Consider the following 26,587-nt stretch of genomic DNA (forward strand, 5'->3'; position numbering starts at 1 on the left):
AACATACAGCGCTAATCTTTTATGCTTAACTAATAGGTTGCCCTCATTGTTGGATTAGCTTTCGCACAAGTTTGCAAGAGGACACAGATTTATGAAGTTCACTAAAACACTAATTGCAGCATCACTTGCTGTTGTTTCTGCTGACAGCTTCGCTGCAGCTTTCCAATTAGCAGAGCAAAACGTTTCAGGTTTAGGTCGCGCATACGCTGGTGAAGCAGCTGTTGCAGATGACGCATCAGTTGTTGCTCGTAACCCTGCACTTATGTCTTTATTCAAAGACAAGCAAATCTCAGTAGCAGGTATTGCTGTAATTCCAGATGTAAGCTTAAAAGGCGAAAGTGCTGCATACGGCTTAGATGAAAGCTCTATCGATGACGATAGCATTGCACCATCTGCATTTATCCCTGCAGGTTATTTCACAATGCCTTTAAACGATAAAGTGTCTTTAGGCTTTGGTGCTTTTTCAAACTTCGGTCTTTCAACTGAGTTTAAAGATGACTACGCTGCAGGCTCTATCGCGGGTGAAACTGAAATCGTAACAGTTAACATGAATGCAAGCGCTTCATATAAAATCAACGAACAGTTCAGCTTAGGTCTTGGTTTAAACTATGTTTATGCTGATGCAAAGGTTGTTCGCAATGCAGGTACTAACCCATTTGGTTTACCAGCTAGCACGCAAATTGCTCACCTTGAAGGTGACGACTACGGCTTTGGTTGGAACATTGGTGCGATGTATCAGTTAGACGAAAACAACCGTTTTGGTTTTAACTACCGCAGCGAAACAGATATCGACTTTGAAGGCGAGTACTCAAACCAACTTCCAGCTGCAGTTGGCGGTTTAGCGGGTACTACAGTACCGGGTGAGTTAAAACTGACTTTACCAGCAATTGCTGAATTTTCTGGTTCACATCAACTTGATAAGAAGCTAGGCGTACACTACAGCATCTTATGGACTGGTTGGGACAGCTTCCAAAAATTAGAAGCTTATACACCAAGCCTTGAAACGCCTGTATTCTCTAAAGAAGAGAACTTCTCTGATTCAATGCGTTACTCTATCGGTACTGACTACCAGTACAGCGATGCACTTTTACTTCGTGCAGGTATTGCATACGATGAGTCACCAGCAGACCAATCACACCTTTCAATCTCTATCCCTGATACAGATCGTTTCTGGTTCTCGTTTGGTGGTAACTACGCATTCAGCGAAAACTCAAATGTTGACTTAGGTGTAAGTATCCTTCGTGGTAAAACACAAAACTTCTCTGAAAAAGACAGCCTAGCTGCTTCTTTAGGCCAAGATGTTTCATGGGAATATGAATCAAAAGGTCACGCAGTTCTAATTGGTGCTCAGTACAACTACAAATTTTAATAAAGTCGCTGTTACAGAGCATTAAAAAGCCGCGCTATAACAATGTTATAGCGCGGCTTTTTTGTAAGCGCGAATAAATCGCGCTTTATATATGCTGTTATAGACTTTCGATTTTCGCTTTTTGCGCTAATAGTTTGTCTTTCGCATCTGTAAACTCAGCCAGCTTAGCATGCTCTTTAGCAAGCACAGCTTCTGGCGCGTTATTTACGAACTTCTCGTTAGCTAATTTGTTATTAACTTGAGCTAAGCCTTTCTCTGCTTTTTCAAGCTGCTTCGCGATACGAGCTAGTTCAGCTTCAACATCGATTAGGCCAGCCATTGGGATCATGATCTCAAGGTTACCAACATACGATGTTGCACACGCAGGTGCTTCGTCTTTGTTATCAAGTAACGTGAACTCTTCAAGCTTAGCAAGAGACGCTAAGAAAGCTTCGTTTTCCGTTAAGCGGCGTTTGTCTTCGTCAGACGCATTAGCAAGCAATACCGATAATGGTTTGCTTGGGCTGATATCCATTTCACCACGGATGTTACGAATAGCAAGAATGAATTGTTTAACCCATTCTAGGTCGTCCATCGCTTGGCTATCAACATTAGCTTCATTGTATACAGGGAAACCTTGAACCATGATGCTAGTGCCTGCAGTTTCGATACCAGCAAGTGGTGCCACGCGTTGCCAAATCGTTTCTGTGATGTATGGCATTAACGGGTGCATTAAGCGAAGTAGGCTTTCTAATACCGTGATTAGGGTATGACGAGTGCCACGTTGCTGTGCTTCGTTACCTTTAAACAATACTGGTTTAGTAAGCTCTAGGTACCAGTCACAGAATTGGTTCCACGTGAACTCATAAATGGTGTTTGCAGCTAGGTCAAAACGGTAGTTTTCTAGATGCTCAGTATAGGTTTTAACAGTTGCTTCAAACTGCCCTAAAACCCAACGATCAGCGAGTGAATACTGTTTCTCAGCATCTGTAGCGAAACCACAGTCTTGCTCTTCTGTGTTCATCAATACGTAACGACTTGCGTTCCATAGTTTGTTACAGAAGTTACGGTAACCTTCAAGACGGTTCATATCCCAGTTGATATCACGACCCGTTGAAGCCATTGCTGCAAGGGTGAAACGCAGTGCGTCTGTACCGTGTGCTTCAATCCCATTTTCGAATGTTTTACGAGTGTTCTTCTCAATCTTCTTCGCTAGTTGTGGCTGCATCATATTACCAGTGCGCTTTTCAACTAGGCTTTCAAGATCGATACCGTCAATCATGTCGATAGGATCAAGTACGTTACCTTTCGATTTAGACATCTTATCGCCGTTTTCATCGCGGATAAGGCCAGTTACGTAAACGGTTTTAAATGGTACTTGTGGCTTGCCGTCTTCATCTTTGATGAAGTGCATGGTCATCATGATCATACGAGCAACCCAGAAGAAAATGATGTCGAAACCTGTTACCAATACGTCAGACGGGTGGAAAGTTTTTAAATCATCAGTGTTTGCCGGCCAGCCTTGCGTTGAGAATGTCCAAAGTGCAGATGAGAACCAGGTATCTAAAACGTCTTCGTCTTGCTTAAGTGCAACATCATCAGCAAGGTTGTTATCGCGGCGTACTTCAGCTTCGTCACGACCAACGTATACGTTACCTTCGTTGTCGTACCAAGCAGGGATGCGGTGACCCCACCAAAGCTGACGTGAAATACACCAGTCTTGTACGTCGTTCATCCACGAGAAGTACATGTTCTCGTATTGTTGAGGCACGAACTTAATGTCGCCATTTTTAACGGCTTCTTTTGCAGGCTCTGCTAGCGGTGCTACGCGCACGTACCACTGATCAGTAAGAAGTGGCTCAATCACTACGCCAGAACGGTCACCGTAAGGAACTGTTAGGCTGTGATCTTCAATTTTTTCTAGTAGACCAAGTTCTTCAAATTCGCTCACAATCGCTTTTCGTGCATCAAAGCGGTCAAGGCCGTGTAAGCGCTCAGGAATTGGCGCATCTAATTCAAGCTCTTTACCGTCGAATGTGTAGCTTTCGCCTTCGCTTAATACCGCTGCATCTTTGTTGAAGATGTTGATCATAGGAAGTTGGTGACGTTTACCTACTTCGTTATCGTTAAAGTCGTGGGCAGGCGTGATTTTCACACAACCTGTGCCTTTTTCCATGTCTGCATGTTCATCGGCAACAATTGGAATACGGCGGTTTACGATAGGTAGTAAAATTTCTTTACCGATCAGATCTTGGTAACGCTCATCATCAGGGTTAACAGCAACACCTGAATCACCTAGCATTGTTTCAGGACGTGTTGTCGCAACAATGATGTAGTCTTTACCATCTTTGGTTTTTACGCCATCAGCAAGTGGGTAACGTAGGTTCCACATGTGACCTTGTTTGTCTTTGTTTTCAACTTCAAGATCAGAAATAGCAGTGTGTAGTTTAGGATCCCAGTTAACTAGGCGCTTACCACGGTAAATTAAGTCTTCTTTGTGAAGACGTACAAATACTTCTTTAACCGCTTCAGAAAGGCCATCGTCCATAGTGAAACGCTCACGGTCCCAATCTACAGAAGCGCCTAAACGACGTAATTGTTTAGTGATCGTGCCGCCAGAGTGGTTTTTCCACTCCCAGATTTTATCGATAAATGCTTCACGGCCTAGGTCGTGACGTGTTTTACCTTCTTCAGCAGCAAGCTTACGCTCAACAAGCATTTGCGTTGCGATACCTGCGTGGTCAGTACCTACTTGCCATAAAGTGTTGTTGCCTTGCATACGCTTTAAACGCGTTAGCGTATCCATGATGGTATCTTGGAACGCGTGGCCCATGTGTAAGCTACCCGTGACGTTTGGTGGCGGGATCATAATTGAGTATGCGTCACCTTGGCCAGACGGTTTAAAGTAGCCATTTTCTTCCCAGCCTTGGTATAAAGACTGTTCAATATCTTGCGGATTATAGGTTTTATCCATTACACAGAACCTTAAATAAATGCTTAAATGTCAATTTCTTGCGTTGCAATATGGGCGCCCAGTTGGCGAAGCTTTTTAAACCGCTCACGGGCGGCTTGCTTAGCATTTGGCTCAACGGGTACGAAATCATAAACCTGCTGAAAACGGCGAATAAAATCCGGTAGGTGTTCAGCTAAGTTGATTAATATTTTTCTGTTGCCGACAGGTGGAGTCATACCAATTTCAACCGGAGCGCCACCTTTAGGGCCTTCACCTTGTAAGTTATGTGGTACAAAACTATCTGGTTCAAATGACCAAATGATGTCGTCGATTGTGTGGGCCGTGTCGGTGTTATCAGCGTAAATAAATACGCGATGACCTAGACGATACTGATCCGCAGCAATTTTAGCTGCCAGATCGAAAACAGCGCCAGCCGTTTGGTGGGCACTATCATCTTGTTTTAGAACGTAAAATTGTGCGTTCATATTCATAGTGACTTTCGTCCCCACAGATACACAGATCAAAGCAGGGATTTTGACATAGAACGCGAATTGCTTCAATTAATAAGGCGCCATTTGGCGCCTTATTTAGGGTTAGTTTTAAGCTTGCGGTGAAGCTTAATCGTGACTTGCTTCACTCACGCCTGCGCGGTTCAGTAAATACTGAGTCAACATAGGTACCGGACGACCGGTTGCGCCTTTGTTTTTACCGCCGCTGCGCCATGCTGTACCTGCGATATCTAAATGCGCCCAATTGTATTTTTTGGTGAATTTAGACAAGAAGCATGCCGCTGTAATCGTACCTGCAGCACGGCCACCTAAGTTGGTGAAATCAGCGAATGGGCTTTCAAGTTGCTCTTGATAGTCATCCCAAAGAGGTAACTGCCATGCGCGGTCGCCACTTTGCTCAGATGCTTTTAGAAGGTCATGGGCAAGTGGGTTGTGGTTTGATAGTAAACCTGTGGCATGCGAACCCAGTGCGATAATACACGCACCTGTCAGTGTTGCTACATCGACAACAGTATCTGGTTCAAAGCGCTCAACATAAGTGAGTGCATCACACAGTACTAAACGGCCTTCAGCGTCGGTATTTAACACTTCAACTGTTTGCCCCGACATAGTTGTTAAGATATCACCCGGGCGATAAGCGTTTGAGCCAGGCATGTTTTCACAACCTGCTAAAACACCGACAACGTTAATTGGTAATTGCATTTGCACTAAAGCGCGCATAGTACCAATAACACCCGCTGCACCACCCATGTCGTATTTCATTTCATCCATGGCTTCGCCTGGCTTGATTGAAATACCACCTGAGTCAAAGGTTAAGCCTTTACCCACTAACACGATTGGCGCTTGGTCTTTGTCGCCACCTTGATAGTTGATCACCGACATAACTGATTCATTAGCACTACCACGGCCAACCGCTAGGTATGAATTCATGCCCAGCTCTGCCATTTTTTCTTCGCCAATGATATCAACGCTTACATTATCGAAATTATCAGCAATTTCTTGTGCTTGCTCACCTAAATAAGCTGGGTTACAGATATTTGGCGGCATGTTAGCAACGTCTTTACATAACTTGCTACCAGCAGCGATGGCTAAGCCATGCTCAATTGCACTTTCGCCAATGGTTAACTCGCGACGCGTTGGTACGTTGAAAACAATTTTACGTAGTGGGCGACGTGGGTCGCTCTTTTTGCTTTTCAATTGATTGAAGGTGTACAAGCAGTCTTGAGTTGTTTCAACTGCTTGGCGTACTTTCCAATAAGTGTCACGGCTTTTAACGTGTTGCTCAGTTAAAAAGCATACCGCTTCCATCGAACCGGTTTCGTTTAGCGTGTTAATCGTTTTTGAGATGATTTGTTTATATTGTTTGTCATCAAGCTCACGCTCTTTACCACAACCTACTAGTAGTACACGCTCGCTCAGTACATTAGGTACATGATGCAATAGCAGTACTTGGCCTGGCTTACCTTCAAGATCACCACGGCGTAGTAAGTTTGAGATATAACCGTCACTGATTTTATCTAATTGTTCACCAATGGGGGATAAACGACGTGGCTCATAAACGCCTACTACAATACATGCGCTACGTTGCTTTTCTGGACTACCACTTTTTACGCTAAATTCCATTGTTACTCCTGATATTGAGTCGTATAACCTTAGTTTATAAGGGTAAGAAATTCTTTTTCGAGTCCTTTCTTACATTTTTTAGTTTAATAGCACTAATCTTAGTACATAAACTATGACTCTATTTATGTGTTTTTGAACTTTATCTTAATGTGAATATCAATATCACATAATAGACGCCATCTGCACCATTTATGCAAGATTATATGTTCTTGCTAGGTATGATATTTAACTTTGATGGCATATAATAAAGTGAGTAAAATAACTAGTTTACTCAAAATTCCTTACTATTCCAGTGAAACTCGATGTTTAACAGGGGCGAGCATTGCTAATTTTTCGTTATTTGACCACTGAAGTCTTCAAGTCGCAGGTCGCCGTATTTTTAACTTTGATGACTATTTTTGTGTCTCAAAAGTTTGTTGTTATATTAGGAGACGCCTCTGAAGGGGGTCTTCCAGCTAAACTTGTGCTTTCGATGATTGCACTAAAACTTCCTCAACTTGCTTCGCTTATCTTACCTTTGAGTATCTTCTTAGGGATTATTTTGGCATACAGTCGCATTTATGCAGACAGCGAAATGACTGTTTTCAAAGCCTGTGGTGTTAGTGAGTGGTATGTGGTTCGGGTCACGCTTATCTCAAGTACTGCGATGGCTATTTTAGCCGGTGCGCTTACTCTTTATGTTGCGCCATGGGCCAGTGAGCAAGAATATCAATTAAAAGAGCAAGCCAAAGCTGATGCAGGCTTATCGGCATTACGTGCAGGACGTTTTCAGCAAACCGGTAACGAGAAAGCCGTAGTCTTCATTCACAACATCGAAAATAGCGGTAAAGAGCTACACAAGGTATTTGTTGCGCAGTTACCAGATCGTGAAAAAGGTGACTTAGCCCGTTTAGTATATGCAGAGCGTGGTGTGGTGATTGAGCAAGATAACGGTGAGCAGCAACTTGTTCTTAATGACGGTAAGCGCTATGAAACAGATGGCGAGTCTGCTGCGTTAAACCTAACAGAGTTCGATGGTTACAGTGTACAAATTCAAGATCAAGAAATTGAACATCAGCGTCGTAAGTTAGAAGCTATACCAACGTTTGATTTATTCAAAATGAAAACCTCTGAAGCAATTGCACAGTGGCAGTGGCGTTTAGCTATTCCGCTTTCAATTCCGTTATTAACTTTACTTGCAGTACCTTTGAGTGTGGTGAATCCGCGCCAAGGGAAATTCGCTAAATTAGTGCCTGCAATTAGCTTGTATTTAGGGTACTTCATTTTATTGAATGCAGCTAAGTTTGCTGTTGAAGATGGTAAAATTCCACCTTCAATTGGTTTGTGGTGGATCCATTTATCAGCCTTGTTTATTGGTGGTTTCTTGATTATTAAAGGTCGTCCGCTCGGCGCATGGTTAAAGGCAGTTGTGACTAAGCGGGAGTTAAGCGCATGATGAAAACACTCGACTGGTATTTAGGTCGCAGCATAATTCAAACCACCGGTTTTGCTTTAATGGTGCTGGTAGGTATTAGTACCCTCATTAAGTTTATTGAGCAGTTAAAATCAGTTGGCCGTGGTAGCTATGATATTGCAACTGCGTTGATTTACACCTTATACAGCATGCCGGGTGATTTAGTTATCTTCTTCCCAATGGCAGCCTTGATTGGCGGCTTAACAGGTTTAGGTGCATTGGCATCAAACAGTGAGCTGGTCGTTATGCAAGCGGCGGGTATGTCACGTTTGCAAATCATTGCATCAGTCATGAAAACCGCGATGTTTATGGCGATTTGTATGATGGCGCTAGGTGAATGGGGTGCTCCAGAAGCACAGCTCAAAGCAAAAGAAATACGTAACCAAGCGATTTATGGTGGTGATGTATTTAATGCTAAGCAAGGTGTGTGGGCGAAAGATGGTAGCAACTTTATTAATATTGAAGATGTCGATCAGCAAGGCACTTTACGTGGCGTGCACATGTATCACTTTGATAAATCGTTACAACTTACTCAAATTACCAAGGCAGAAGAGGCAATAAACCGTAAAGATGGTTGGTTACTTCGTGATGTAAATAAGGTATTGATCACGCCAGAGCAGATCAGTACTGAGCAGCATAAAGAAGAGTTTTACGACTCGCAACTGACCGCCGAAAAATTAGGAGTGGTGTCGGTTAAGCCCGAAGCGCTGTCGTTTACTGGGCTTTGGTCATATTTAGGTTATTTGCAGCAAAATGAGCAAGACACCAGCACTTATGAGCTAGCGCTATGGCGTAAGATCATGCAGCCAGTATCTATCGCCGTTATGTTGTTAGTTGCTTTATCGTTTATATTCGGCCCGCTTCGCACAGTAACTATGGGCGCACGTATCATCATGGGTGTTATAACCGGTATTACTTTCCACTTAACCAATGAGATATTTGGTCCTGTGGTGATGGTTTACCAAATTCCAGCTGTGGTTGGTGCCGTATTACCAAGCCTACTGTTTATAGGGTTTGCAACTTACCTATTGAATAAACGAGTTTGATAGTCGTTTAAAAAGCACAAAAAAAGCGTGGTTTGAGCCACGCTTTTTTTGTGTTTGATGTGTTGCTTAATCAAGTGAGCGATAAATACGTTTATTTTCTTCTTTGGTGAGGGTGATCACTTCCGTTTTTGCGATGTAATCTTGCAATGCGCGCTTATTTTTAAAATCGACCAACACCACTAAATTACCTAAACCTAATAGAGCAGTAATGGCTCTAAGTGCGCCTTGATGCCAGCTAATTAAATGACCATCGAGGGTTTGCACCTTCAAACGCCATGCACGCATACCAATAGTTTGGCCGCTCTTAGCCCAAAAATAGCTAAAGAAACTAACACTCACTATCACCAATAACACACTACGAATGCCATACAATAATGGTGAATTTTGAATGAAAGCAGATACATCTTCAGCGTCACCAATACTTAGTAAGTCTAAAGAAATTAGCCCTTGAACAGCTAATAAATACAGTACGGTTGTCAGCATCGCAAAGGCAATGATAACCAAGGTATCGTAGATTAAAGAGGCAAAGCGGCGCCAGAAACCGGCACGTGGAAACTCAGCTGACATAAACAATCTCGTCCAATTAAATTGCGCAGTAGTTTAGCAAAGTCCTTCGCAAACAAGAAATACTTAACGGCCGTTTAGCAAGTCGATAAACAGGTCTGACCTGCTATAGTTGAGAAAATAATAAAAATGAGCACACAGTTATGGCCGTTTCTCAAAGCGAAACTCACCAAGTATTTAATCAACCCAAACCACTTGAAAACTACAACGCCTATGAGGCCGACAGGGTACTTCAATACTGGCAAAATCGTTTTTCTGGGCAATGGGGAACTGCGCATTTAACGGCGTTTGGGGAACAAGTGGGAGGTGTATTACTGCAAGCTGGGTTCTTAGCAAACAAACACTTACCCGAATTAACAACTCACAGCCGCTTTGGCGAACGCATAGACCAAGTTGATTATCATCCAAGTTACCATCAGCTAATGCAGCATGCTATAGAGCAAGGGCACAGCGCTTTGCCTTGGCAGCAAAAGAAAGCCGGTAGCCATGCTGTAAGAGCGGTAATGGCGGTGCTACACAATCATGCTGATCCGGGCTCTGGTTGCCCATTAACCATGACGTTTGCTAGTGTGCCTGCCATTGCGAGTCAAGAAAATGTAGCGGCTATGTGGCTACCTAAAATACTGGCAAATCATTACGATTCTGACAATAAGCCTTGGACAGAGAAAAAAGGTGTCACCATAGGTATGGCGATGACCGAAAAACAAGGCGGCTCTGATGTTCGGGCGAACACCACCAAAGCAGACGCCATCAATGAAAGTGGTGCAGGGCAATTATATGCTTTAACCGGCCATAAATGGTTTTGCTCAGCGCCTATGAGCGACGCCTTTTTGGTACTCGCTAATACCGATGACAAGCAGTTATCTTGTTTTTTAGTGCCGCGCTGGCTCGAAACTGGCGAGAAAAATGCCATGTATATTCAGCGCTTAAAAAGTAAATTAGGTAATCAATCAAATGCGAGTTCTGAAATTGAATTTAGAGGCGCGCATGGCTGGTTACTCGGCGAGCCGGGGCGAGGCATTGCCACTATTATTCAAATGGTTGCTCTAACTCGTTATGACTGCATGTTGGGTTCAAGCTCGCTGATGTTACAAGCAGTAAAAGAAGCAATTTGGCATACAGCTGGGCGCAGTGTGTTTGGTAAAAACTTACATCAACAGCCACTCATGCTCAATGTATTGGCAGATTTAGCTATCGAAGCAGAGGCTGCACTAGGCATTTCAATGCGTATTGCCAACGCCCTTGATAACCAAGATGATAGCAATGAAGTGGCATTAATACGTAGCGCCACAGCAATCGGTAAATATTGGATCTGTAAGCGTGCAGTGCAGCATACTTATGAGGCTATGGAATGTATTGGTGGTGTGGGTTATGTACAAGACAACATTACCAGCCGACTGTATAAAGAAGCGCCGGTAAACTCTATCTGGGAAGGCTCTGGTAATGTGCAATGCCTCGACCTTCTACGCGTGTTTAGCCGTGAACCTGAATCACTTGAGGTGCTTATCAATGAACTTGAAAAAGCGCGCAGTTTGCACCCTGATTTTGCGATAAAGCTCGATGAACTTAAAGAGGTGCTCACAGATACCGCAAACCTTGAAATGCATGCTCGGCGTATAATTGAAAAGCTCGCGTTACTTTGGCAAGCAGCAACGCTATTACAATTTGGTGAGCCACTTATTGCCGAAGCGTTTGTAAAAAGTCGTTTAAGTGGTGCAGGGTTTAGTCAGTACGGCTGCCTGAGTCATGATATCGATTGTCAGGCGATTGTTTCGCGAATGATGCCAAAACTCTAAAGTTAACAACTTGTTTAATTATTGTGCGGTTGATCAGTGACGCCGCACAAAACGCTTGCTGCCTTACCCATTCTTTGTATAATGCTTGGCATAGAGACAAAAGCAGTTAAAAAAGCTTTTGCTCTAAAGTGGTTTTTCTTTATCTTCTCGTGTTTAGAAGGTGAAAGAAAAATGAAGCCAGTATGATGGAATTGGTAGACATGACGGATTCAAAATCCGTTGCCTTCGGGCGTGGCGGTTCAAGTCCGCCTACTGGTACCACTTTTATAACCCCAGCAGTTTTGCTGGGTTTTTTTTATGCCTGAAAAGTAGTTTGCGGACTTGAGCGCCACGCGGGGCGTGGCACTGAAATAAGTAAAAGTCCGCCTACTGGTACCACTTTTTAACCCTAGCCAATTGGTTAGGTTTTTTTTATGCCTGAAAAGCTTTCAGCCATCAGCTGTCAGTTTTTAGCCGAGCGGTGCGGTTGTTGGGTTTTGAAAACAACCCTTACGTAAAAGCATTGTAGGAGGTAGTTTACTGCCGAACCAAGAAAACCAAACCAGCAATGCTGAAAAACATAATTCATGGCTAAAGCCATTCCTACGGGTACATTTTGCCTAGCGCCTAGCGCCTAGCGCCTAGCACCCAGAGCCTAGAACCTAGCACCCAGAGCCTAACACCTATAACTCAAATCTAAGTACCAATTCAGTCTCTATTAAAGCAACTTTTGTTCTATTTATAAGCGGTCAAGTTCAAACTATGCTTAGTCTACAAATAACCACGAAAAATGTGTGCTTATTTGGTTGAAAATTAATCATTTAAGACTAGAGTACGATGGTGTTTGAATACATCTTATAATACAATTTGCGGTCTGAACTATAAGTGAAGTCAATCACTTAGTGCACAATATCGGTAGGGTAGCATAGCGTGGGTACATACGACTTAAAGCGTATTGTTGAAAGTATTTCAAATCTTAAAAGTGAGAACTTTTATAATGCAATATGCCTGTCTTTATCAGAAGTGCTTGGTGCTTCTCATGTTTTTTTAGCTCAAGTCGATGAGTCAACTTTGTATGCAACGACTATAGCTTTGTGTGCGCATGACGAAATTGTTGAAAACATCAGCTACGATATCCGCTGTACGCCTTGTAACAATGTGAGCTGTGGCAGTATCTCTAGTTTCAGCTCGGGTGTTCAGCAGCTATTCCCTAATGATCAGCTACTTGTTGATATGGGTATCGAAGCTTATGTGGGTGTGCCTTTACAAAGTATATCGGGTAAAACCGATACCATTCTTGTCGCGCTATTTCAGCATGAAATTAATGATGCGATGCAAATTGAGTCTTTTTTCTCGTTATTTACTGGTCTTATCCAGCGTGAAATCGAAAAAGATCGCTTTATAGCTAAACTTGATTTTGCAAACCAATTGATTGAGCAAAGCCACGAAGCAATTTTTATTTGCGACCACAATGTGCATATTACCTATGCGAATACGGCATTTACTAAAATGACGGGTTATTCATTGGATGAAGTCTTAGGGCAAAATCCAAAAATTTTAAGCTCAAACAAGTATGACCCGCATTTTTATAAAGCAATGTGGCACCAAATTAATACTGAGGGTAAGTGGTCTGGTGAGATCACTAATAAAACCAAACAAGGTAAGTTGTACACGCAGTTTTTATCGATAACCAAAATGCAAAATAATGGTGAAGATTGCTATGTGGCGTTTATTTTGGATATCACCGAGAAAAAAGAAGCTGAGCAGAAAATTTATTTTCATGCAAACCACGATCAACTCACCGGTTTGACCAATCGCTTTTACTTCAAAGAGTACTTATGCCAGTTGCTATCATCTTTGTCTTATCAAGATGATGAGAATACTAACTTAGCCGTTATCTACTTTGATGTTGATAAGTTTCAAGATATCAACACCGTTTACGGTTTAACCTTTGGCGATAAGGTTTTATGCGAGCTTTCAGAGCGCCTCGACGCTAGCTTTAAAGAGTCTGCTTTTTCGCGTATCGATGGTGATAGTTTCGCAATTTTACAAACTTATCAGCATGTCAGTGAACTTGAGCATGTTTGTAAACAAATTACCGCGTTACTTGTTGAGCCCATTTCTATTGGCGGCATTAGTCAGCAGGTGTCAGTTACGCTTGGTATTAGTCGATTTGAGCAAACTAGCGCTGCTAGCTCACAAGAAAAAATCGAAAAAATTGCTCGTCGTTTAGTTCGCCAAGCTGAGCTTGCTACCTTGAATGCAAAACAAACAGGCGATGAATATCTGTTTTTCTGCAAAGAGATGGATAACAAGGTTAAAAAGCACAACTTACTGGTTGAGCAGCTTACACAAGCCGTAAAGAGCAACGACATAGAAGTGTATTTTCAACCTATTATTGATATTGAAAATAATACGGTCGCTAAATTCGAAAGTTTAGTGCGATGGAACAACCAAGGGCAATGGGTATCACCTGCTGAGTTTATTCCGTTAGCAGAAGAGTCGCGGGTGATTATTCCCCTCGGTGAACTTGTATTGATTAAAACCTGCCAGCAAATAAAGGCTTTAGAAGCACAAGGTTATGAAAACTTTGTTTTTAATGTGAACCGTTCTTTATTTGAATTTACTGAGTTTAACCCTGAACGTAATGCATGGCTTGAGATTATTAAAGGGCAAGGGGTTAAACCATCACAAATTTCATTTGAATTAACTGAGAGTGTTTTAGCGCCAGAAAATACGAACCATCTCGATGTGTTAAAGCAGTTGAAGCAAGCTGGGTGTTTAATTTCATTAGATGATTTTGGTACGGGTTATTCGTCTCTTAGTTATTTGCGCCGCTTCCCAGTTGATGTACTAAAACTAGATAAGTCATTTATTGATGAAGTGCATGTTGATTTAGGCGACGAAGCGCTGGTTAAATCGATTATTCAAATGAGTCGTGTATTAGGTATTAAAGTCGTTGCAGAAGGAGTTGAAGAGCGCGAGCAATTGGCTGTGCTAACCGAAGCCGGTTGTGACTATATACAAGGCTATTACTTTTCTAAACCATTGCCAGCAAATGATGTAATTCCATTTTTAACGCAATTTTCTCGAGAGCAATAGGTAATTACTGTATGATTTTGACATCAAACAGTTAGCAAAGCTTGTGATGTCAGAATTAACCGCAAAGCAAAACATAAAGGCGATTGTTACAGCCATTAAGGCCGAAGAGCAATCGCTTAGATCGCATTACCCTATTCTTAACCAGCAAAACGCCATCGCGATGATTATTCTGCTGGCGTCGTTGTTTTCACTAATCGGTGTTGCGACACTTTATTACTTAGCGATTATTCCCTCGTGGCTTTGCATCATTCTGGCTGCCTTTATTACCTCGGTATCGCATGAGCTTGAGCATGACCTTATCCATAAGCAGTATTTTAGTAATCACCCTTTTATACATAACTTTATGATGTTAACCGTGTGGCTTATGCGGCCCAATACGGTTAATCCTTGGTATCGCAGAAAAATCCATTTGCATCACCATAAAGTATCCGGCACCTCACAAGATTTAGAAGAGCGTTTAGTGGGCAATGGCATTAAATCGCCATTTTTAAGAGCCTTGGTCATTACTGATGGTCTGCTAGGTTTATTAATCAATACCAAGCGATTTAGTAAAGAAATTAGCGGCTTTAAGTTTTTACGGGTGTTTAATGCAGGCTTTCCGTTTGCAACCGCGTATTTTGCGATTCTTTATGGGGTAATTGCTTATTATGCTGTGCAGTTTGTGCAGCCGTTTACATTGCCGCCGTGGGGAGCTGAGTTACTGGCGGGAGCTGAGTTTTTAATGGTGGTACTTATTGTGCCTAATATCATTCGCTCAACGTCTCTTAACTTAGTGACATCTTCAATGCATTATTATGGCGGTGTAAATAATTTGCTTGAGCAAACGCATGTGATCACCAGCCGTTGGTTTTTACCGTTTCAGTTATTTTGTTTTGATTTTGGCCGCACCCATACAATCCATCATTTTGTGCCGAACCAGCCCTTTTACATTAGGCAATTGATAAGCAAAAAAATACGTCCTATTATGGCCCAGCATGGGGTACGTTTTAATGATTTACAAAGCTTAAAACAGGCTAATCATTACCCTGTAAAAGAGCAGCCATCTCAACAAGGAGTTTAATATGAAGGTTACCGGTCGTTGTCATTGTGGTGAGGTCACTTACCACGCAGAAGTTGATGAAAATAAAGTGATTAACTGTCACTGCACTGACTGCCAAATTATCTCGGGTGCGCCTTTTCGTACCGTTGTGGTGTCTGTGCCAGATGGGGTTACTTTTACAGGTGCTGAGCCAAAAGAATATATAAAAATTGCCGAAAGTGGTAATCAGCGTGCGCAAGGGTTTTGTGGTAACTGTGGTACAGCCTTGTACGCGACTTCTGTAGGAGCTGGCGAGCGTATTTATGGCTTACGTATTGGCGCCGTAGAGCAAGCTGATGAGCTTATCCCTAAAGCGCATATTTGGTATCGCTCACATAAACCTTGGCTAGATAACCTAAGTAATATGAGTGCCTTTGAAACCGCACCTAAATAGCTGCGGTTTCATATTTATTGTTGGCCGATAGTGATATTTCGGCCACTTAAGTAACCAAATAAAGCACACAATAGGCTTGATGCAATACACAGCCAAAGTGCTCCCGCCCAGTTATTAAAATAACTATGTAAGGCGCCCGCAATAATAGGGCCTGTTGCAGCCAATAAATACCCGATACATTGTGCCATACCCGATAACGCCGCAGCTTGCATTGAGTCATGAGTGCGCAGGCTTACAAATGATAAGCCCAAGATAAAGCAGGCACCTGAGCAAAACCCTAAGGTGACTGACCAAAGCATAGCAAAACTAGGCGCAACTAATAACCCAACAGAACAAAGCGTGCCAAGTAACGCTAAGCTTAGGGTTAAGATGCGTTGATCTTTTAATTTGGCAAGTAGTGGAATAAGCACAATACCTGGTAGCGCTGAGGCAACTTGAAAGGCGCCTTGCAAAGCACCCGCATGCTGCGCACTATGGCCGCCTTCTATTAAAATGCTGGGTAGCCAACCTAGCATGATATAAGTGAAAAATGAGTTAAAGCCGAGTAATAAGGTGATTTGCCAAGCAAGTGTAGAGTGCCAAATTTTGCTTTGTGTACTGTTTGAAACGGATGCCTGTTTTGGCATGGTATGTTGCTTAAGTTGTGGCAACCACACCACAATTGCCAGCACAATCAATAAGGCATAACTGGCAAGCGCCAATTGCCAACCAAGATCTTTATACTCAGCTAGTGGAATGATGAGTGCTGAATAGCAGCCTCCAAATATACCCATCGCTAAAACATAACTAGACGTCATTACTGCTACTTTGTGTGGAAAGTCACGTTTTATCAAGCTTGGCAATAACACATTACCAATCGCGATACCGACACCAATCACTGCAGTGCCAATAAATAATACGGTGGCAGAATCAATAACACGAGAGACAACCCCTATGCCTATTAATACAAGGGCAATAAACAGTGATACTTCAAGGCCACATTTTTTAGCAAGGCTTGCTGCCATGGGTGAAGCAATAGCAAATGCAATTAAAGGTAAAGTCGTCAACATGCCTGCTTGTGATGCATTTAACTTAAATTGATCAATGATCTGTTCAAGTACTGGTGCAATGCCAGTGATAGGGGCTCGCAAACTGGCTGCAATAAGAAAAATGCCCAGCACTAAAAGAAGGTTACGAATTAGATTTTGAGAAGATGACACGCTGTTTAGGAACTATAGCAATAGGTACATTTATCATACCAAAACACTAAACAGCGTGGGTGAACTATGAGATAGCTCACCAAATAATGCGGTTACTTAAAACTGATAACTTGCTGATAACATGGCGTTGCGCGGTCTACCCGGAAAGTAGCGGTCGCCACTAAATGTGGTGTAGTCAGCGCGCTCTGCATAACGTTCGTCGGTTAAATTATTTATTCGTGCAGTCACAGTAAAATTAGCTGATAGTTGCCACGCCGCTCTTAAGTTTACTAATGAGTGACCTTCGTAGCTATGCTGGTTTTCAGGATCAGTAAAGTAGCTGCTGGTGGTATGTAGCTCAAGGCCAACACGCGTCATATCGTTTGCTTGCCAAAGTAGCTGTAAGTTAGCGATGTTACGCGGTGCAGTATCAATGAGATTGCCATTGATATTTATCCCGCTGAGTAACTGGTCATAACTGTATGTATGCTTGGCGTGGCTTGCGGCTAACTGCATCGATAAGCTTGGCGTAATGGCATAGGCTAATTCAAGCTCAACACCACGATGCTGGGTTTGGCCATCATTGACGTAATAAAAATCACTGTCACGGAAAATCGTGTTCTTTTTGTTCATTGCATAAATGCTAACTACATAATGCAGCTGTGCTTGTTGACCTTTTATACCAAGCTCTAGGTTTTTAGCTGTTTCAGATTTCAGATCTGCGACATTTTGTTCGCGTTGTAACTGATAAAGCTCTGCCGCTTGCGGTGCTCGATAACCTTCTGAAGCATTGGCATAAATAAACTGGTTTTCAGCATATTGATAGCTTAAACCAAGCTTAGGCGAAAAGTTAGTAAAGCGATTTTCGCCGCTTTCTGGTCGAGAATAGCGACATCCGCCCATTGCGCATGGAGTACCATCTTCTTTTGTGCGACCAGCCAACATATGGTTGTTGTAGTCATATCGCATACGCTCGTATCGGCCACCAAGGCTGATAAGTAACTCATCAAGTTGCCAATCAAGATTAACAAATGGTGCTAATAGGGTGCTAGTTACTTGATAGTCGTAGTGTTTACCTTGAGGCACGGTGGCAGCTAAAAACGCTGAGCCTTCAGTTGGGCTGTCTTGATATTGTAAAAAGTCAGCATCTGTAAGCTCACCATCAAAGCCAACAGTTAACAGGCTAGAACCTGTTAGCTTATGCTGCCAGCTTGATTGTAGGCCAACACCTTGCTGAGCATTTTCTTCAAGGGGAGTACCCGGTAAAAAGTGCTTAAAGAAGGTCATGTTTTGATCGCGGATATAAGGCGTTAGGGTAAAGCTGTTAGCCTCATCTTGTGTCCAGTTTAGCTTTGACCAAACACGTAAAGAGCGGGCTTTACGAAATGCATCAGGATCAAAATTAGACTGAGCTATTTGCTCATCCTTATAGCTTTCAAAGCCCTCGATGTAGCCAGCTGTTTGCTGATCTAAATGGGTGTAAGTCAGGCCTGTACTTACACTTAATTTTTCGCCATCAAAACGGTGACGCAGTGATAGCTTTTCTTGATCAACACTTTCGTCATCACGATAACCTGTATCTCGGGTGATCGTGGCATTAATGCCTAAACCTTGCTGGCCAAAGTCACGCCCCGTACCAAGTTTGTAGCGAGTGTAGCCAAACGAGCCGTAATCAAAACCAAGTTGGTTGTGGTCATAGGTTGTATCTGGCGTGATCACGTTGACTACACCATGCACTGCATTTGAACCATAAAGGGCAGAGCCCGGGCCTTTCAGTACTTCGATACGTTCAGCCATTTCTGTGTGGGCTTCGAATAATTCATTGATGTTGCAAAAACCAGCTGCGCGAAGTGGAATACCATCTTCAGCGGTAAGTAAGCCACCGCAGGCACCTGCGCCAGAAAGTACAGGTGAACGTAAAGCGGGTAAATACTCCTGGCCATTACCGTGTTGAAGGTTAGCACCGGCCACTTGCTTAAGGGCTTGTTCAATATGGGTTGGAGCGATTAGGGCTAGTTGCTTTTGTGAAATACTGCTGATCACAACTGGCAATGGATCTGCCAACACTTCGTTGCGCGAGGCGGTTGTTGTAATATGTTCTAGCTCATTATTAGCGAAAGCTTGATGGTTAAATAATGAGGTGCTCACAAGCACTGAAAGTATCGACAACTTCATGAAAACCCTTTGGTTAGGTACAACAAAAACCAAAGGGTAACTGCTTTTTAGGATGGGTAAAAGCTTTCGCGATTAATAACTTTGTCTGTTATGCGCTACGGCGATGTACGGCAAAACCTGTCAGTACTGCAACTAACCAAAATAAGCTACTGCCGCCAGTACCATTTCTGTGCGTGACATTAGCTACTTTTTCTTCTTTAACGCGGGTTTTAAATTGCGCCAATTCCGCATCGAGATTCGTGATCATGTCATCAACGGCACCATTAAAGCTTGCCAGCGACTGCTCTTTAGCGACTTCATCGATGCCAATCGCTGTGCTGCGTTGCTCTGCTTTATGTATACCTGGAGCGCGAAACAGCATTTTTCGGCTTTTTACATCAAATACGGCGGTATCTACAAAGGTTTGTACTGAGTTTTCATTGCCCGGAATCACATATAAACCAACAATCGTTAGATATAAAAAAGCGGCGTTATTTTCTAAGCTTTGCGATACTTGGTCGTACGAAACAAGCGCCATAATATCCACATCATATAATCGTGATACTTGCTCTAATGCGGTAAATCCTTCGCCGCCTTTTAAATAAGTGCTTGGGATCACTTCAATGCGGTCAATGTAGTCATATTGCAAAAACTGCTTTTTAACTTTGTTTAGCAGTGCCACTTCGTCACCATGGTGTAAGCCATCATTGTACTTGTTAGGAATAAAGGCAATCCCTACAGTGGCAGGTAAGTTCAAAGTTGGGATCGTTGCTTGATGGGCTGCTCTGCCTTGCTGGTCTGGGTAAAGGTACTCAACCAATGAACTTGATTGCGTTTTTTGATTGCCATATTGGCTCATCATGGCACTACAACCCGTTAGTGCAGTAATGCTAATGACCAAACACCATTTTAGTACATTCATAAATTATCCTTATTATGTAGTGAGGAAGCGTTTGTTTATGTTGCAAATATAACGACAAACACCTCAAACGGAACTGTAACTCAGACTCGATTTTTCGTAAATAGTGCCAAATAAGTTTAAAGAAATGTAAAGATTGGCTTTCTAATATTTTGATATGTAAACAATTACGTTTTTAAATTGTAACCCTTCATCTATGATTCAGGCTAAAACGTTAGGCTTTTTATCAAGAGCAAACGTTGAGGGTCTCTATTATGAATAAATTAATTACTATCTCAGTTGCCGTTTTAGGTTTGAGTTTGATGCCTATGGAAGCAAACGCGAAACATGATCGTGACCATGATAGATACGAACATAAGCACGAACGTAAAAAGCATAAAAAGCATAAAAAACACCACAAACATCACCATCATGACAGACATGATCGTTATGATAGATACGACCGTTACAGCTACCGTGATTTACCACCTGGTTTATACAAAAAAGTAGGGCATGGTGGTGGCTTACCACCAGGTTGGTATAAGCGTTATCATCATGGTGATATTCTTGACCGTGATATATATCGTCATGGGCGAGTGATTAAACGTCGCGACCGAAATGGTATTATTGCCATCGAAATCGACGACCGTCTTATTCATCTAGTACACGATACGCGAGAGATTTTATCAATTGTTACTCGCCATCGTTAATCCTGTCAAAAGCCGCTTAGCGGCTTTTTTTAGCTGTTTCATACTCAGTTCAGAAAAACTTGCTACGCTTAATTGGGACTAATAAAAGGAGCACTCGCATGAAAGCATTGTTAACAGTTGCAGTGATTGGTTTAAGCCTAGTGACGACTGGCGCACTTGCAAAAGATAAAGACAAGGATAAGGACAAAGGTAAAAGTCTACCACCTGGCCTTGAAAAGAAACTTGATAATGGTGGTGATTTACCACCTGGTTGGCAGAAGAAATTACGCAAAGGCGATATTCTTGACCGTGATATTTACCGCCGCGGTAAAGTGATTAAATCACGAGACAGAGATGGTCTAATTTCAATTCAAGTCGACGATACTGTCGTGCGTTTAGTGGAAGATACCCGAGAAATTATTTCTATTTTGAGTCGCTAATTTTGCTTGAATCGATCATGACTTATGGATTGAGTTCACTATTGGCCATGCTGCTAGTGGTCTCAATCTTGCCATTTTCATATTCCCAACATTATTTAATTCGCAGTTGTGACTTTGTACGCTTGCAAGTGGTTTACCTTGCTTGTGGGAGCTTAATTGCTTCAAGCTATTTAATCAGTCGTACGGGATCAATGCTTTATATTGGTTGTGCTCTAGCTAGTATCCTAGTGCTGTTATTGCAAGTTGGCTGGATTTACCCTTACACAAGGATCGCTAACAAAGAAGTTGCCTCAAGTAATAAGTCCGATAAGCACAGTATTCGTATTATGTCGGCAAATGTACTAATGTCGAACACCGAATATGACAAACTCATTGGCTTAGTTAAAACGCACCAACCTGATTTGCTCATTACGTTAGAGTCTGATCAAACTTGGCAAAATGAACTGAGCAGTTTAGAACAAGAGTACCCATATCGAGTGTACTGCCCAAAAGATAATCGTTATGGCATGCACTTGTACAGCAAGTTTAAAATCAAACAACAGAAAGTTTGTGAGCTTATAGAAAGCGATATCCCCTCAATTCATATTTTGTTTGAAGATGCAGATGGCATAGAAGTACAAGGGCACTTTATTCATCCTGCTCCTCCGAGTCCTACGGAAGAAGACAGTTCACGACCCCGTGATACTGAGTTGATAATCTTAGCGAAAGCACTTAAAAACAGACAGCGACCTTGTATTGTTGCCGGTGATCTAAATGATGTTGCATGGTCGCGGAGTACCCGCTTGTTCATGCGTATTAGTGGTTTGTTAGATCCACGCAAAGGTCGCGGCTTTTTTAATACGTTTCATGCCAGTTATTTCTTTATGCGCTGGCCGCTTGACCACCTTTTTCATAGTAATGAGTTTAGCGTTAAGAGTATTGAGCGTTTGGCAAAATATGGCTCAGATCATTTTGCACTACTTACTGAACTTGTTTATAACCCCGATTCTGACAATCAAAAACAACAAGAGCAGATTGATAAAGAAAAAGCAGTGGATGAGTTAAAAATGCCAGCAGCGTCTAAGCAGCAAGTGCCCATGTTTGAAAAGTGATAACCTTATTCAGGGTGGACAATTAGATATAAGAAAGGGCTCTAATGAGCCCTTTTTTGTGGTTAGTCGTTGATCATAATGGTTTTGATATTAACAAATTCACGTAGCCCAAAGCCGCCGTGTTCACGGCCATAGCCACTGTCTTTTACACCACCAAATGGTAAGTTCGGCTGAGCAAGACCATAGCCATTAATATTCACCATGCCGGTATCAAAATGGTGCTTTGCAAGCTCAATGGCTGCTTGTTCGTCTTTTGAGAAAATACCGCCACCAAGACCATAGCGAGAGTCATTAGCAATTTGCATTGCCTCATCATTATCTTTTGCTCTGATAAGCGATGCTACAGGGCCAAATAATTCATCATCATAGGCGGGCATGCCCGGTTTAATGTTTTCAAGCAGAGTCGGGGTGTAATAAAAGCCTGTGTGCTCAGCAACGTTACCGCCGGTAACAATGCTCGCACCCGCATTTACTGAATCAGTCACTTGCTGATGAAGTTTATCGCGCAGATCTTTACGGGCCATTGGACCGAGCGTGGTTTTTTCATCATTCGGATCACCAAGAACAACTTGTTCAAATTGTTCTTTAATTAAGGCTTTAAAATCATCGTATAAAGCATCAACAACAATAAAGCGTTTTGCGGCAACACAGGTTTGCCCGTTATTGATCAAACGCCCTTGTGTACATGCGGTAATCGCGGTATTTAAGTCAGCATCATCGAGTACAACATAGGCATCGTTACTGCCAAGCTCAAGTACGGTTTTCTTAACCTGTTTACCTGCAAGCTCAGCAACTTTCTTTCCTGTTTCGTCGCTACCAGTAAATGTCACACCTCGAATAGCTGAGTGCTCAATAAGTTTGCTTGCGGTTTTGCCGTCAATCAGTAGGTTTTTAAAGCAATAGTCATCAAAGCCAGCTTGAGTAAATAATTGCTCAATTTTTTCAGCCATGCCAAATACATTGCCTGCATGTTTTAGCACCGTGGTATTACCCGCCATGATATTCGCACAAGCATAGCGAATGACTTGATAAAGCGGGAAGTTCCAAGGTTGGATACCTAAAACGACACCGATTGGTTGGTAGCTAATAATTGCACGGCCGTCTTGCATATCACGGCTTTCATCAGCAAGCACTTGTGGCCCTTGCTCTGCGGTATAGCGACAAATTGCAGCGCAAAGCTCAACTTCTTGTAGGCCTTGTTGATATAACTTTCCCATTTCATCGGTCATCAACTGGGCCAACTCTTGCTGGTTTGATTCAATTACTTGTGCAAGTTGATTGAGTAATTTAGCGCGCTGCTCATGGGATGTGGTGCGCCACTTTAAAAAAGCTTGATGACATTGGTCAACTTCACTTTGTGCTTGTTGCAGCGACAATAAATTATACGTATTTAAGGTTTGCTCATTGGCTGGATTGATTGTAGTAACAGTATCAGTCATCATTATCTCCTTACAAAATTGTAGGAAAAGGTTTGCAAGGCTAATACCTAATTTTTCGCTGTTCTAGCTATTTGATTTAATTGCCTTTTATTTTAATTTAATCTTAGCTGGGCACTCTTTTTCTGTAAAAACTGCAACAGGCTGCAAAACTTACAAGGAATACGTAATGACAAATTCTGTGTTAAATACCGAACTTGCGATTATTCAAGCGCCGATGGCGGGTGTGCAAAACGCCAAACTGACAGTGGCTGTTTGTGAAGTTGGGGGGCTTGGCTCGTTACCTTGCGCTATGCTCTCGGCTGAGCAGCTTGTCTCAGAGCTTGATTACATTAGCCAGCATACTGATAAGCCTTACAACCTTAATTTCTTTTGTCATCAAACACCTGACTATACAATGGCTCAGCAAACTGCATGGCATAATGTACTTGAGCCTTATTTCGATGAGTTTGCTGTCGATGCCTCACAATTTACCCGTAACGCTTCACGCCAGCCAATTAATCAGCAAGTGATCGATATTATCGCGCCTTATAAGCCTGCCATTGTTAGCTTTCACTTTGGCCTGCCCAGTAAAGAGATTGTTTCTCAGATTAAAGCGTGGGGCGGAGCGGTTCTTTCATCAGCCACGACATTAGATGAAGCGCGCTGGTTACAAGCAAATGGTGCCGATGCGGTTATTGCACAAGGGATTGAAGCAGGCGGCCACCGCGGCCATTTTTTATCAATGGATTTATCGCTGCAACCAACCACTGTTCAATTGGTGCGAGAGTGTGTAAAGCTTGATATTCCCGTTATTGCTGCTGGTGGAATTTGTACAGCAGAAGATGTAGCCCAGTACCAAGCATTAGGTGTAGTAGCAGTGCAGGTGGGGAGCGCTTACTTACTTTGTGAAGAAGCGACAACAAGTGCTTTACATCGTGAAGTATTAAAAACGGCTAAGCCAGACTCAACAGAATTGACAACCTTATTCTCTGGCCGACCGGCCCGAGGAATACGCAACAGAGTGATGCAAGAATTAGGGGCGATGCCAGAGCAGGCGCCGCCTTTTCCGTATGCGTCGATTGCAATGACCGCATTACGTGCAAAAGCAGAGGCTAAAGGCGACAGTGGTTTTTCACCGCTTTGGTGTGGTGAGCGCTTTGTGGTTCGAGAGGGGATTAACGCCCAGCAAATAACTAGATTATTAATGCAAGGTTGGCAATCTTGACAGATACCCAGTTACTTCCGCTTGGTGATAGTTACCATCAGCTAGCCTGTGAGTTTCGTAACAAACTTGCAGGGCAATGCGCTATAAAGCGTTACGCTAAAGGTGATGTTTTATTGCAGCAAGGTGACGAACAAGATGCAGGTTACTTAATTATATCTGGGGTGCTTGGGGCATTACATGCATCATCGCAAGGTGCGCAAAAGTGTAAAGAGTTTTACTTTCAAGATGAATTTGCACTGCTTTATGGTAACTGGTTAACTAAAACCCCAGCGCTTTATCAGCTTAAAGTAATACGTGATGCTGAGCTTATTAAGGTTCCTTTAGCTTTACTTGATAGTGCCGACTGGCAAGCAATTAAACATCAGTTAATTAGTCAGCAATTATTGTTTAAAGAAGCAAAAGAAGCGTTTTTATTACTCAATACCCCTGAGCAGCGTTACCGATATTTACTGGAACAAAAGCCGCATTGGCTTGAACAACTGAGTTTAAACGAGGTTGCTATGTATTTAGGGATCTCTGCGATTTCTTTATCGAGAATTAGACGGCGTCTTAACTTAAGTTAAGGCGCAGCAAAACAGTGAACATTACACTGCTGATTTTTCAGGAGTCGTTATGTTTATTTTATCTCAGTGCTTAGTTGCCATTGCCACATTACTCGATTTGGCTTCATTTCAGTTTAAACAAAGGCAGGCAATTTTAGCTTGTTTGTTTAGCTCGGTTTTACTGACATCTGTGCACTTTATGCTGCTCGATAACTTCAGCGCTGCATGTTTAATGCTGATTGCAGCACTACGTTATGGCTATTGTATTTTTGCCCGCAAAAGCTGGGTGATGATAGCTTTTATGCTTTTGAGTATTAGCGCAGTACTATTTACTTGGCAAAGCTGGGTTAGCTTTATCGCGCTGTCGGCAACGTTACTGCAAACTTATGCTTCATTCCAAGGCAAAGATTTTACCTTACGCATACAGATGATTGTTGGCACGATTGGTTGGATAGCCCATAACACTTTAGTTTTTTCACCACTAGCAGTGGTAATGGAAACGGTATTTTTAATAAGTAATTTAGTGGGCTTATGGCGCTTTTATGCTCACCCTAAGCCCGCTTAAATTTGATTTAAGACTTACCTAACATGCGGCTCAGCATGCCATCTTTGTCAACAAACTGGTGTTTAAGTGCTGCGGCAATGTGTAAGGCTAAAATCACCACGATAATAAGCACTGAACTGTGATGCACAAAGCTGCCTGCATCAGCAAGCCAAGGTGTTTTCTCTGGTGCGCTCAATAGCTCAAACTCAAAGAAGCTAATTGCACGACCACCTGCATAGCTCATGATAAAACCAGATAACGGCATGGCTAGAGTTGCAAGTAATAATAAGCCATGAGTGAGGTGAGCAATCGCTGTTTGCCATTTAGGCATTGCAGATGTCGCGGGTAATGCGCCTTCTTTTATACGCCAAATAAACCTTGCGATTGCAAAAACCAGTACCACTAAGCCCATTGATTTATGCCAACCCATATAAGTAAATTTAGCGGGTGGCTCGGCAAAATCAGCAACATAAATGCCCATCGCGAATACGCCGATAAACAAAATGGCAACGGTCCAATGTAAAAGGATGGTTGGCTTTGAAAGGGGGGCTACCTTACTCATG

At 42.5% G+C, this 26,587-nt stretch carries 22 protein-coding genes and 1 tRNA gene; 14 read left to right on the top strand and 9 right to left on the bottom strand.

The features are described from left to right. Nucleotides 1-91 precede the first annotated feature (91 nt). Nucleotides 92-1,369, top strand: coding sequence for an outer membrane protein transport protein (locus EXT43_RS09315; RefSeq protein ID WP_054562718.1), 1,278 nt, complete (start codon nt 92-94; stop codon nt 1,367-1,369). 97 nt (nt 1,370-1,466) lie between these two features. On the opposite strand, the gene EXT43_RS09320 is transcribed toward EXT43_RS09315, so the two are convergent. From EXT43_RS09320 to pepA, 3 genes are all read right to left on the bottom strand, one after another. After that, nucleotides 1,467-4,322: a valine--tRNA ligase gene (locus EXT43_RS09320; protein ID WP_130166819.1), complete on the bottom strand. Its 2,856-nt coding sequence runs from the start codon at nt 4,320-4,322 to the stop codon at nt 1,467-1,469. A 23-nt stretch (nt 4,323-4,345) separates the two neighbouring features. Further along, nucleotides 4,346-4,792, bottom strand: a complete 447-nt coding sequence (locus tag EXT43_RS09325; protein ID WP_054562716.1) for a DNA polymerase III subunit chi — start codon at nt 4,790-4,792, stop codon at nt 4,346-4,348. 126 nt (nt 4,793-4,918) lie between these two features. Then, complete coding sequence (gene pepA / locus EXT43_RS09330; protein WP_054552638.1) at nt 4,919-6,433, bottom strand: leucyl aminopeptidase; 1,515 nt, start codon at nt 6,431-6,433, stop codon at nt 4,919-4,921. 322 nt (nt 6,434-6,755) lie between these two features. Here pepA and lptF point away from each other — a divergent pair, with 322 nt between their 5' ends. Both lptF and lptG read left to right on the top strand, forming a co-directional pair. After that, nucleotides 6,756-7,868, top strand: coding sequence for an LPS export ABC transporter permease LptF (lptF, locus tag EXT43_RS09335; RefSeq protein ID WP_062566119.1), 1,113 nt, complete (start codon nt 6,756-6,758; stop codon nt 7,866-7,868). Continuing rightward, nucleotides 7,865-8,932, top strand: a complete 1,068-nt coding sequence (gene lptG, locus EXT43_RS09340) for an LPS export ABC transporter permease LptG (RefSeq protein WP_130166820.1) — start codon at nt 7,865-7,867, stop codon at nt 8,930-8,932. Before lptF ends, lptG begins: the two co-directional genes overlap by 4 nt. Before the next feature lie 66 nt (nt 8,933-8,998). Here lptG and EXT43_RS09345 read toward each other — a convergent pair whose 3' ends face one another. Then, complete coding sequence (locus EXT43_RS09345; RefSeq protein WP_054562713.1) at nt 8,999-9,499, bottom strand: RDD family protein; 501 nt, start codon at nt 9,497-9,499, stop codon at nt 8,999-9,001. A gap of 140 nt (nt 9,500-9,639) precedes the next feature. Here EXT43_RS09345 and EXT43_RS09350 point away from each other — a divergent pair, with 140 nt between their 5' ends. From EXT43_RS09350 to EXT43_RS09370, 5 genes are all read left to right on the top strand, one after another. Next, nucleotides 9,640-11,292 carry an acyl-CoA dehydrogenase family protein gene (locus EXT43_RS09350; protein WP_130166821.1) on the top strand — a complete coding sequence of 551 codons (1,653 nt, stop codon included), beginning with the start codon at nt 9,640-9,642 and terminating at the stop codon, nt 11,290-11,292. A 176-nt stretch (nt 11,293-11,468) separates the two neighbouring features. Then, nucleotides 11,469-11,553: transfer RNA gene (locus EXT43_RS09355), tRNA-Leu, on the top strand. A gap of 648 nt (nt 11,554-12,201) precedes the next feature. Next, complete coding sequence (locus EXT43_RS09360) at nt 12,202-14,373, top strand: GGDEF domain-containing phosphodiesterase (RefSeq protein ID WP_130166822.1); 2,172 nt, start codon at nt 12,202-12,204, stop codon at nt 14,371-14,373. A gap of 46 nt (nt 14,374-14,419) precedes the next feature. Continuing rightward, entirely contained in the window at nt 14,420-15,433 is a 1,014-nt protein-coding gene (locus tag EXT43_RS09365) for a fatty acid desaturase (RefSeq protein ID WP_130166823.1), read from the top strand. Between the two features lies 1 nt (nt 15,434). Beyond that, nucleotides 15,435-15,845 carry a GFA family protein gene (locus tag EXT43_RS09370; protein WP_130166824.1) on the top strand — a complete coding sequence of 137 codons (411 nt, stop codon included), beginning with the start codon at nt 15,435-15,437 and terminating at the stop codon, nt 15,843-15,845. A gap of 14 nt (nt 15,846-15,859) precedes the next feature. On the opposite strand, the gene EXT43_RS09375 is transcribed toward EXT43_RS09370, so the two are convergent. The 3 genes from EXT43_RS09375 to rhlP form a co-directional block, all read right to left on the bottom strand. Further along, complete coding sequence (locus tag EXT43_RS09375) at nt 15,860-17,044, bottom strand: MFS transporter (protein WP_130166825.1); 1,185 nt, start codon at nt 17,042-17,044, stop codon at nt 15,860-15,862. Nucleotides 17,045-17,140: 96 nt separating this feature from the next. Continuing rightward, nucleotides 17,141-19,198 carry a TonB-dependent receptor gene (locus EXT43_RS09380; RefSeq protein WP_130166826.1) on the bottom strand — a complete coding sequence of 686 codons (2,058 nt, stop codon included), beginning with the start codon at nt 19,196-19,198 and terminating at the stop codon, nt 17,141-17,143. An 88-nt stretch (nt 19,199-19,286) separates the two neighbouring features. Next, entirely contained in the window at nt 19,287-20,099 is an 813-nt protein-coding gene (gene rhlP / locus EXT43_RS09385; protein ID WP_130166827.1) for a rhombotarget lipoprotein, read from the bottom strand. 251 nt (nt 20,100-20,350) lie between these two features. Here rhlP and EXT43_RS09390 point away from each other — a divergent pair, with 251 nt between their 5' ends. The 3 genes from EXT43_RS09390 to EXT43_RS09400 all read left to right on the top strand — a co-directional run bounded on the left by EXT43_RS09390 (nt 20,351) and on the right by EXT43_RS09400 (nt 22,295). After that, nucleotides 20,351-20,785: a hypothetical protein gene (locus tag EXT43_RS09390; protein ID WP_130166828.1), complete on the top strand. Its 435-nt coding sequence runs from the start codon at nt 20,351-20,353 to the stop codon at nt 20,783-20,785. A 98-nt stretch (nt 20,786-20,883) separates the two neighbouring features. Continuing rightward, nucleotides 20,884-21,204: a hypothetical protein gene (locus EXT43_RS09395; RefSeq protein ID WP_130166829.1), complete on the top strand. Its 321-nt coding sequence runs from the start codon at nt 20,884-20,886 to the stop codon at nt 21,202-21,204. A 17-nt stretch (nt 21,205-21,221) separates the two neighbouring features. Further along, nucleotides 21,222-22,295, top strand: coding sequence for an endonuclease/exonuclease/phosphatase family protein (locus EXT43_RS09400; RefSeq protein WP_130166830.1), 1,074 nt, complete (start codon nt 21,222-21,224; stop codon nt 22,293-22,295). A 62-nt stretch (nt 22,296-22,357) separates the two neighbouring features. On the opposite strand, the gene EXT43_RS09405 is transcribed toward EXT43_RS09400, so the two are convergent. Then, a complete protein-coding gene (locus tag EXT43_RS09405; protein ID WP_062566109.1) occupies nt 22,358-23,734 on the bottom strand; it encodes an NAD-dependent succinate-semialdehyde dehydrogenase in 1,377 nt (458 codons plus the stop codon). A gap of 166 nt (nt 23,735-23,900) precedes the next feature. Here EXT43_RS09405 and EXT43_RS09410 point away from each other — a divergent pair, with 166 nt between their 5' ends. Genes EXT43_RS09410 through EXT43_RS09420 form a run of 3 tightly spaced genes read left to right on the top strand, consistent with a single transcriptional unit; the run spans nt 23,901 to nt 26,045 of the window. Beyond that, entirely contained in the window at nt 23,901-24,938 is a 1,038-nt protein-coding gene (locus EXT43_RS09410) for a nitronate monooxygenase (protein WP_130166831.1), read from the top strand. Continuing rightward, the gene (locus EXT43_RS09415; RefSeq protein ID WP_063528923.1) at nt 24,935-25,501 is read left to right on the top strand and encodes a Crp/Fnr family transcriptional regulator; all 567 of its coding nucleotides are present in this window, start codon (nt 24,935-24,937) and stop codon (nt 25,499-25,501) included. The genes EXT43_RS09410 and EXT43_RS09415 overlap by 4 nt, the downstream gene beginning before the upstream one ends. Nucleotides 25,502-25,550: 49 nt before the next feature. Further along, nucleotides 25,551-26,045 carry a YgjV family protein gene (locus EXT43_RS09420; RefSeq protein WP_063528924.1) on the top strand — a complete coding sequence of 165 codons (495 nt, stop codon included), beginning with the start codon at nt 25,551-25,553 and terminating at the stop codon, nt 26,043-26,045. Between the two features lie 7 nt (nt 26,046-26,052). Here the strand turns inward: EXT43_RS09420 and EXT43_RS09425 are convergent, their stop codons facing one another. After that, nucleotides 26,053-26,586 (bottom strand): cytochrome b, encoded by a 534-nt coding sequence (locus EXT43_RS09425; RefSeq protein WP_130166832.1) that lies wholly within the window; start codon nt 26,584-26,586, stop codon nt 26,053-26,055. Nucleotide 26,587 lies beyond the last annotated feature (1 nt).

The organism is Pseudoalteromonas sp. CO109Y (assembly GCF_004208935.1).
Lineage (GTDB): Bacteria > Pseudomonadota > Gammaproteobacteria > Enterobacterales > Alteromonadaceae > Pseudoalteromonas > Pseudoalteromonas shioyasakiensis.